Here is a 9,076-nt window from a genome sequence, read left to right as displayed (position 1 = left end):
TCCCCGGCCTGCTCCACCGCCCCGGTCAGGATCTTGATGTTGACCTCGTGGTCCGAGCAGTCGACGCCCGCCGAGTTGTCGACGAAGTCGGTGCCGATCCGCCCGCCCTTGCGCGCGAACGCGATCCGCCCGCGCTGGGTGACGCCGAGATTGCCGCCCTCGGCGACCACCTTGCAGCGCAGGTCCTCGCCATCCACCCGGATCGGGTCGTTAGCCCGGTCCTGTGCCTCCCGATGGGTCTCGGCGCGCGCCTTGACATAGGTCCCGATCCCGCCGTTCCAGAACAGGTCGACCGGCGCCTTCAGGATGGCGCTCATCAGCTCAAACGGCGGCAGGCTCTCCGCCTCGATGCCCAGCACCGCGCGGATCTGCGGCGAGAGCGGGATCGACTTGAGCTGGCGGGAGAACACCCCACCGCCTTCGCTGATCACGCTGCGGTCGAAGTCATCCCAGGACGAGCGCGGCAGGGCGAACAGCCGCTCGCGCTCCTTGAAGCTGCGCTCCGGATCCGGGTCGGGATCCAGGAACACGTGGCGGTGGTCGAAGGCCGCCACCAGGCGGATCGAGCGGCTGAGCAGCATGCCGTTGCCGAACACGTCGCCGGACATGTCGCCGATGCCGATCACGCTGATCGGGTCCTGCTCCGGATCGATGCCCATCTCGCGGAAGTGGCGGCGCACCGATTCCCAAGCACCCCTGGCGGTGATGCCCATCTTCTTGTGGTCGTAACCCGCCGAGCCGCCCGAGGCGAACGCGTCGCCCAGCCAGAAGCCGCGCTCGGTGGCGAGGGCGTTGGCGATATCGGAGAAGCTGGCCGTGCCCTTGTCGGCCGCGACCACGAGATAGGGATCGTCGCCGTCGTGGCGGACCACGTCGTCCGGCGGGATGGTGACCTCGTCGCGGATGTCATCGGTAATGTCGAGCAGGCCGTCCAGGAAGATCCGGTAGCAGCGGATCGCCTCGTCCTGCAGCGCCTGCCGCTCGCCGGACCTGGGCGGCCGCTTGACCACGAACCCGCCCTTGGCGCCGACCGGCACGATCACCGCGTTCTTGACCATCTGCGCTTTGACCAGGCCCAGAATCTCGGTGCGGAAGTCCTCGCGCCGGTCCGACCAGCGGATCCCGCCGCGCGAGACTGGCCCGCCGCGCAGATGCACCGCCTCGACCTCGGGGGCGTACACGAAGATCTCCCGCCAGGGTGCCGGCTGCGGCATGCCCGGCACCGCCCTGCTGTCGAGCTTGAAGGAGAGTGAGCGGCGGGATGGCCGGAACGCGTTGGTACGCAGCATCGCCTGGATCGTGCCGAGATAGCGGCGCAGGATCCGGTCCTCGTCCAGTACCGCCACCTTGGTGAGCGCTGCGTCGATGCGGGCGGCCGCGGCCGCTTCGGCGGCGGCCCGGTCGCCGTCGGTGTGGGGGTCGAACCTAGCCTGGAACAGGCCGACCAGCTCGCGGGCGAGATCCGGGTTGGCCGCCAGCGTCTGCTCGACATAAGGCTGACTGAAGGTCAGGCCCACCTGGAGCTGGTACTTGCAGATCGCCCGCAGGGTGACGACCTGGTCGGCGTCCAGCCCGGCGGCCAGGACCAGCCGGTTGAACCCGTCATTCTCGATCTCACCCAGGAAGATTCGACGGAACGCCGCCTCGAACTGGCTGCCGATCCGGTCGAGGTCGAAGCTGCCCGGCACCACCGGCTCGACCTCGAAATCGTGCAGCCAAAAGGCGCGCCCCTCCCGGTCGGCGACCAGATGGGCATCCTCGGCCAGCGTCCGCAGGCCGAGATTCTCCAGGACCGGCAGGACGTCGGCCAGTGCCGCGCGTTGGTCGGCCTGGATCAGCTTGAGGCGCAACCGCTCGGCGCGGATGCCCAGCGGCCGGTACAGCGTCACCGACAGCGTCGCCCCTTCCCGCTCGAGCGCCGCCATCCGGACGATGTCGGCAACCGCCGCCCTGGATGCGATCTGCTCCTGGTAGGAGATCGGGAACGCCGTGCCGAACCGGGCCAGCAGGCGCACGCCCGCTTCCTCGCCCTGCGCCTCAAGCAGGGCGGCGCGCAGCCCCTCGCTCCAGGGCCGGGTCGCCTCGGCGATCTCGGCTTCCAGCTCCTCGGCGGTGACCTCGACCGGCGCCCTGGGATCCCGCACCCGGACGATGAACAGGACCTGGGCCAGCGGGCTCTCGCCGAGCTGCGTCTGGAACTCGCAGTCCACCCCGTTTAGGCGCGCCAGCAGGATCCGCTCGATCTGCGCGCGCACGGCCGTGGTCCAGCGCTCGCGCGGGACATAGAGCAGCACCGAAAAGAAGCGCGAGAACCGGTCCTGGCGCAGGAACAGCTTGAGGCGCGAGCGGTCCTGGAGCTGCAGCGTGGCGCGTGCGGTCGCCAGCAACTGCGACCCGTCCATCTGGAACAGCTCGTCGCGCGGCAGGTTGTTGAGGATGTGGGTGAGCGCCTTGGCCGCATGCCCGTGCGCTGGCAGCCGCATGGCGTCGAGCACGCCCTGCACCTTGCCGCGCAGCAGCGGGATGTCGTGGGGCGGCAGGCTGTAGGCGATCGAGGTGAACAGGCCGAGGAAGCGATGCTCGCCAACCACGCGGCCATCCGGCCCGTAGCGCTTGACCCCGACATAATCCAGGTAGGAGGGTCGGTGCACCGTGGCCCGGGTGCTGGCCTTGCTCACCACCACCGGCGGGTCCGGCTGGATCGCGTGCTCCCGCATCTCGGGCGGCAGCGCTGCCAGCCCGCCGGAGCGGGGCTGTCCGCCCGCATCCGCTTCCGGGGTCGCCAAGATGCCCAGCGCGGAGCCCGGCACCTGGACCAGGTCCAGCCCGTCCCCTGTGTCCGTGAGGTCGTAGGCGGCATAGCCCAGAAAGGTGAAGTGGTCGTCGGCGAGCCAGCGCAGGAAGGCCACCGGCTCGGCCACGTCGCCCGGCAGCGCCGCGAGGCCGCCGGCGGCCTCGCCGACCTTGGCGCGCATTGGCTGCCAGTCGCGCACCGCCTTGCGCACATCCTCGATGCCCCGCCGGAGCTCGGCCTCCAGCCGTGCCAGGGTCGGCTGGTCGGAGCGGCGGTCGACCTCGACCAGGATGAAGCTCTCCGGCCGGGCGTCCGGGCCCCCGAGGCCGATCAGCCGCCCGTCGCCATCGCGCCGCACCGGCATGACCGGATGGATGGTGAGATGGATGGCCAAGCCCGCGCGAGCCACTGCCAGATGGACGCTGTCGACCAGGAAGGGCATGTCGTCGTTGACGATCTGCACCAGCGTGTGGGTCGAGACGAAGCCGTGCCGCTCGATGTCCGGATTGAGCACCCGGATCCGGCAGGTGCCGGGCAGGCGCCGGTGGGCGAGCTCCAGATGGCTGAGTGCCAGCCCGTAGAGATCGGCCGGGTCGTGCGCCGCCAGGTCGGCCTCGGCCACTCCGGTGAAAAAGCGCTCGACGAAGTCCTGGGCCAGGTCCCGGTCGGCCGCCGGCATCCGGCTCTGCACCAGCTCGGTCACGCCCGCGAGCGGGTCGGATCCGGACCCTTCGCCGAATTCCACGTCCAGGCCTCCCGAAGCCGCCAATCCCGCCAGGATGATGGCCGCCGGTCGTGGCCGTGGCAAGGCAGCCACCCGGCGCGGTCAGCCCGGCCGGAACCAGTCGCGCATCGTCTGGATGGCGCGCCCGGCGAAGCGCTCGAAGTCCAGGCAGGCACCGTGCCCGGCATACCAGTGCTGGCAGGCGGAGCGGCGTAAGGCAGGGACGATCAGCCCCCAGTCGAGCATCCCTTGGCCGAGATCGGTCCAGACGAGTTCGCCGCTGGCCGGGCTTTCCCCGATGTCCTTCAGGTGGGCAGCTACGATCCGGCCGGGATAGCGGTCGATCCACTCGGCGGGGTCTTCGCCGGCGCGCACCGCCCAGGCCACGTCGATCTCCCAGAGGATGTCGGGCGAGGCCTCGAACAGGTGCTCGATCGGCCGACTGCCGTCCGGGAGCCGCATGAATTCTTGTTCACGATTATGCCACCCCAGGCGCTTGCCGGCGGTCTTCAGCTTAATCGCATAACCGGCCAGCTCCGCGCCAAGCCGCATCCAGCCCGGCGTGTCGGCCGGATACTCGCCATGCCCGAGATTGGGGATCACCACCAGCCCGGCGCGAAGGGTGTCGGCCATGCCGATCACCCGCTGCAGGTCGGAGCGCAGCCTGGGCATGCCCGCATGGATACTAGGCATCGTCAGGTTCGCCGCGCTGATCAGGGCCATCAGCCCGGCCGGATCCCGCAGGAGGGCGTCATAGGGCTCCACCTTGACATAACCCAGTTCGGCCAGGTCCTGCAGGCGCGCCGCCAGCGGCGGAAACGAGCGGGCAGCGGTGAGCTGCATGCCTGGAGCGATTTCCATGGCGCCACGTCCTGTCATGACCGGACCCTGACCACTCCAGCAACGTTCGGCACCGCCGCGAGGTGCCGCCCGGCCGGAGGCCTGGACCAAAATTGTGCATTAGCCACATTTCATGGAAGTTTGCGCGACAGGCACTTTGCAGCCCGGGGGCAGCGTGCCTATCTACCGCACGACGCGACCCTACCCTCGACCTGGAGGGGGGTCGTTTCTATTTTCCTGCCGAACCACGCCCGAATCGGGGTGGTGTCGCCTGGTGAGGGCGGCCGGCATCGTGGCCGGTCCGAGGAGACGCAATGCAACGGATCGAGCTGTTCAAAGAGAGCGAGCTCTTCTTCAAGACCTGGCTCAGGTCGCCGAAGTCGATGGGGTCGATCATCCCCTCGTCCCAGTCGCTGGCCAAGAAGATCGCCGAGCAGGTGGTCTGGCAGCCGGGCGAGAAGGTGGTCGAATTGGGCGGCGGCACCGGGGCGATCACTCAGGGTCTGGTCGACTCCGGCATCCCGCGCGAGGCGCTGATCGTCGTCGAGCTGGACGAGAAGCTGCACAAGTATCTGAGCACCCGCTTCATGGGCGCTACGGTCGTGCGCGGCGACGCCACCAAGCTCGACCAGATCCTGAGCAAGCACGGTGTGCGCAAGGTATCAACGATCATCTCTGGCCTGCCGATGGTGGGGATGCCCGACGGCTTCCGCGAGGCCATCTACAAGGGCGGCATGAAGATCGTCGGCCCCAAGGGCGTGATGCTGCAGTACAGCTATTCTCCGATCTCGCCGATCCCCCACCGGCGCTACGGGCTGAACGCCAAGCTGGCCGGCTTCGTGCTCAACAACATGCCGCCGGCTTACGTCTGGAAGTACACCAGCGCGGCCGACCGGGGCGCCTGAACCATCAAGAAGGCGACGACACCGCTGCAGGCGGACGGCTACTGGCGCGCGCTGCTCCGTCGCCTCCTGCATGACCACGTCAAGGGTCTGACCGGCAAGCTCGCCATCGCCACCGTTGCGATGGTGCTGGTGGCCGCGACCACTGCCGGCAATGCCTGGCTGATCGAGCCTGTCCTGGACAAGGTCTTCCTGGAGCGCGACGCCACCATGCTGGCGCTGGTGCCGCTGGCCGTGCTGGCGCTGGCGCTGGTCAAGGGCGTGGCTTCGTTCGTGCAGGACCGGATGATGGCCGATGCCGGCAACCGCGTGGTCGCCGACATCCAGGCCCGCCTGTTCCGCCATACGATCCGCGCTGATCTCGGCTTCTTCGTGACCGAGGGAACCGGCGGGCTGATTTCGCGGATCACCTACGACGTCGCTGCCCTGCGCGTGGCGCTCACCTCGGTGCTCACCGGCATGGCCCGCGATGGCCTGTCGGTGATCTTCCTGGTGGCGCTGATGTTCTACCAGGACTGGAAGCTCGCCACGATCGCCTTCCTGGGCTTCCCGCTCGCCTACTGGCCGATCACCCGGCTGGGCAAGCGGGTGCGCAAGGTGGTGGGCCAGGCCCAGGCGCAGATGGGCCGGATCACCGGCCGGCTGGAGCAGACCTTCCAGGGGGTCCGTCAGGTCAAGGCCTATGACCGCGAGGACTTCGAGATTGAGCGGATCGACGGGCTGATCGAGGGCCAGTACCAGTTCCAGCTCAAGGCCGCCCGGATCCGGGCGGCCACCGCACCGGTGATGGAGACGCTGGGCGGCGTCGCGATCGCCGCGGTGATCGGCTATGGCGGCAGCCAGGTGCTGGCCGGCAACACCACGCCGGGCACGTTCTTCAGCTTCATCACGGCCCTGCTCATGGCCTACCAGCCGCTCAAGAGTATCGCCAAGCTGAACAATGCCCTGCAGGAAGGGCTGGCCGCGGCCGACCGGGTCTATGCGGTGATCGACCGTCCGGCCGAGATCGAGGACCAGCCCGGTGCCCGCACCCTTGCGAAGGTGCAGGGCCATGTCCGCTTCGAGGACGTGCATTTCGCCTATCATGAGCGCGTGCCGGCCATCCAGGGCCTGAGCCTGGACATCCCGCCCGGCAGCACCGTGGCGCTGGTCGGGCCATCGGGCTCGGGCAAGTCGACCCTGATCAACCTGCTGCTGCGCTTCTGGGAGCCGCAGCAAGGCCGGATCACGATCGACGGCCAGGACATCCGCATGGTGACCCAGGCCTCGCTGCGGGCGCAGATGGCGCTGGTCAGCCAGGAAGTGAGCCTGTTCGACGACACGGTCCGGGCCAACATCGCCTATGGCCGGCTGGACGCCACCGACGACGAGATCGTGGCCGCCGCCACGGCTGCCGCCGCGCACGACTTCATCATGGCGCTGCCGGAAGGCTACGACACCCGGATCGGCGGCTCGGGAGTCCGGCTCTCCGGCGGCCAGCGGCAGCGCCTCTCCATCGCCCGGGCCATGCTGAAGAAGGCGCCAATCCTGCTGCTGGACGAGGCGACCTCCGCGCTCGACACGGAGAGCGAGCGGCAGATCCAGGACGCGCTGGAGCGGCTGATGGTGAACCGCACCACGCTGGTGATCGCCCACCGCCTGTCCACGATCGTGCATGCCGACCGGATCGCGGTCTTGGACCGTGGCCGGATCGTGGAACTGGGCGACCACGCCTCGCTGGTCCATGCCGGCGGGATCTATGCGCGGCTCTACCGCCTGCAGTTCGAGGAAGGCAGCGGCGCCGACCTGCTGGGACGGGACGTCCCCGCCCTCCTCAAGGCCTGACCGGTATGGGCATGCTCAAGCGGATGAGCCGCGACCCGGTCTGGCAGCAGCGCACGGCCCGGGCGATCGCCGGGACCATCGAGTTCCTGGACCGGACCACCCGGATGGAGTTCGAGGCCCATCCCGAGACGCAGAAGATCATGGCGAGCGACGAGGGCGTGCTGGCCGGCTACTGGCACGGCCGCCTCATGTTCATGCCGCTGCTCTGGCGGGGCCTACTGCGTGCCGTGGGCAAGGATCCGCGCACGCCCGCCTACTCGCTGAGCAGCCCGCACCGCGATGGCGCCATGATGGCTTCCGCGCTGGACCTGATCGGCGTGAAGGCGATCATGGGTTCCAGCCGCAGCGGCGGCGCCGACGCGTTCCGGGAGATCCGCCGGCGCGTGAGGGACGGCAACAGCATCGCGGTCGCCGTGGATGGCGGCAAGGGCCCGCGCCAGCGGGTCCAGGGGGGCATCATGCTGCTGGCCAAGCACAGCGGCTGCCCGGTAATACCCACGACGGGTTCGTGTCGCTGGGGAAAGCAGTTGAATACCTGGGACCGGATGCTGATCCCGACCCCCTGGACCAGGGGCGTGCTGCTCCTGGGCGCGCCGATCCGCGTACCGAAGGATGCGGACCGGGACGAGATCCTCCGGCTGGAACAGCAGTTCGAGGACGCGCTGAACACGCTCATGGACGAGGCCGACCGGCGCTGCGGGCGGGCGCCCACCCCGCCAGCAGCCAGGCCTGCCACGGGCGACCCCGCGCCCGCCTGATGCTGCTGGACGTCTGGCGCCTCACCACCCGGCTGGCGGCCCCGCTGGTCCGCCTCCATCTGCAGCGGCGGCGGCGGCGCGGCAAGGAGCACCCGGAGCGCTGGCCCGAGCGGCTGGCGATCGACGCCACGCCGCGTCCGGCCGGCCGACTGGTCTGGCTGCATGCCGCGAGCGTGGGCGAATCGCTTTCCATCCTGCCGCTGCTGGACGGGCTGATCCAGCAGCGCCCCGACCTGCACTTTCTCGTCACCACCGGCACGGTGACCTCGGCAGCCCTGATGGCAAAAAGGCTGCCGGAAGGCGTGCTCCACCGCTTCGCCCCGGTCGACCTACCCGACGTGGTCGAGCGGTTCCTGGACCGCTGGCGCCCGGACCTGGCGATGATGGTGGAAAGCGAGCTTTGGCCGAACATCCTGGCCACGCTCGCCCGCCAGGCCGTGCCGACCGTGCTGGTGAACGCCCGGATGTCCGAGCGCTCGTTCCGGCGCTGGCGACTGGCCGGAAGCTCGATCGCGGCACTTCTGAGCTCGTTCCGGCTGGTGCTGGCGCAGAGCCAGGCTGATGCCGGCCGTCTGGTAGCACTGGGCGCCAGCCGGGTGCTGACGCCCGGCAATCTGAAATATGCGGCACCGCCGCTGCCCGCGGACGAGGGCGAGCTGACGGCCCTGCGCAGCGCGTTGGCTAGGCGGCCGGCCTGGCTTGCCGCCAGCACCCATGACGGCGAAGAGCTGGCGGCCGGCCAGGTGCATCGGGCGCTCCAGGGCAGCTTTCCCGACCTCGTCACGATCGTGGTGCCCCGCCATCCCGACCGGGGCCAGGCGATCGCCCAGAGCCTCACGAGTGCCGGGCTGCAGGTGGCGCAGCGTTCGACAGGCCAGCCGCCGCAGGCCGGCACCGTCTACGTCGCGGATACGCTGGGCGAGCTCGGCCTGTTCTATCGTGCCTGCCCGCTCGTGTTCGTCGGCGGCTCGCTGGTGCGCCATGGCGGGCAGAACCCGCTGGAGCCGGCGAGGCTCGGCTGTGCCGTGCTGCTGGGCCCGCATGTCTGGAACTTCGACGAGATCGCCCGGGGCATGATCGCGGGCGGCGCGGCAATCCAGGTCGACAGCGAGGCGGCGCTGGCCGAGCAGGTCGGCCGGCTACTGGCCGATCCTGGCCGGGTGCAGGCGATCGGCCGGGCCGCCTGCCGCTTCGCCGAGGAGCGTGCCGGGGTGCTGGAACGCATGCTCACCGC

General features: G+C 69.7%; 6 protein-coding genes. 4 read left to right on the top strand and 2 right to left on the bottom strand.

Annotated elements, in window-relative coordinates:
- Together EQG76_RS20690 and EQG76_RS20685 are read right to left on the bottom strand one after the other, a co-directional pair.
- Positions 1-3,539: NAD-glutamate dehydrogenase (locus tag EQG76_RS20690; protein ID WP_159716229.1), on the bottom strand; the 3,539-nt coding region annotated here is incomplete at its 3' end.
- Between the two features lie 81 nt (positions 3,540-3,620).
- A complete protein-coding gene (locus EQG76_RS20685; RefSeq protein WP_159716228.1) occupies positions 3,621-4,379 on the bottom strand; it encodes a sugar phosphate isomerase/epimerase family protein in 759 nt (252 codons plus the stop codon).
- Positions 4,380-4,672: 293 nt separating this feature from the next.
- Between EQG76_RS20685 and EQG76_RS20680 the strand changes: the two genes are divergently transcribed.
- The 4 genes from EQG76_RS20680 to EQG76_RS20665 all read left to right on the top strand — a co-directional run.
- Complete coding sequence (locus EQG76_RS20680; RefSeq protein ID WP_159716227.1) at positions 4,673-5,263, top strand: class I SAM-dependent methyltransferase; 591 nt, start codon at positions 4,673-4,675, stop codon at positions 5,261-5,263.
- 120 nt (positions 5,264-5,383) lie between these two features.
- Positions 5,384-7,084, top strand: a complete 1,701-nt coding sequence (locus tag EQG76_RS20675; RefSeq protein WP_235031476.1) for an ABC transporter ATP-binding protein — start codon at positions 5,384-5,386, stop codon at positions 7,082-7,084.
- Positions 7,085-7,107: 23 nt separating this feature from the next.
- Entirely contained in the window at positions 7,108-7,842 is a 735-nt protein-coding gene (locus EQG76_RS20670; protein ID WP_159716226.1) for a lysophospholipid acyltransferase family protein, read from the top strand.
- A partial coding sequence (locus tag EQG76_RS20665) for a 3-deoxy-D-manno-octulosonic acid transferase (protein ID WP_159716225.1) occupies positions 7,842-9,076 on the top strand: 1,235 nt, incomplete at its 3' end. The genes EQG76_RS20670 and EQG76_RS20665, both read left to right, overlap by 1 nt.

Source organism: Geminicoccus flavidas (assembly GCF_009806515.1).
GTDB lineage: Bacteria > Pseudomonadota > Alphaproteobacteria > Geminicoccales > Geminicoccaceae > Geminicoccus > Geminicoccus flavidus.
Note: the sequence above shows the minus strand (reverse complement) of the source record. Positions and strands in the feature narration are given on the sequence as shown.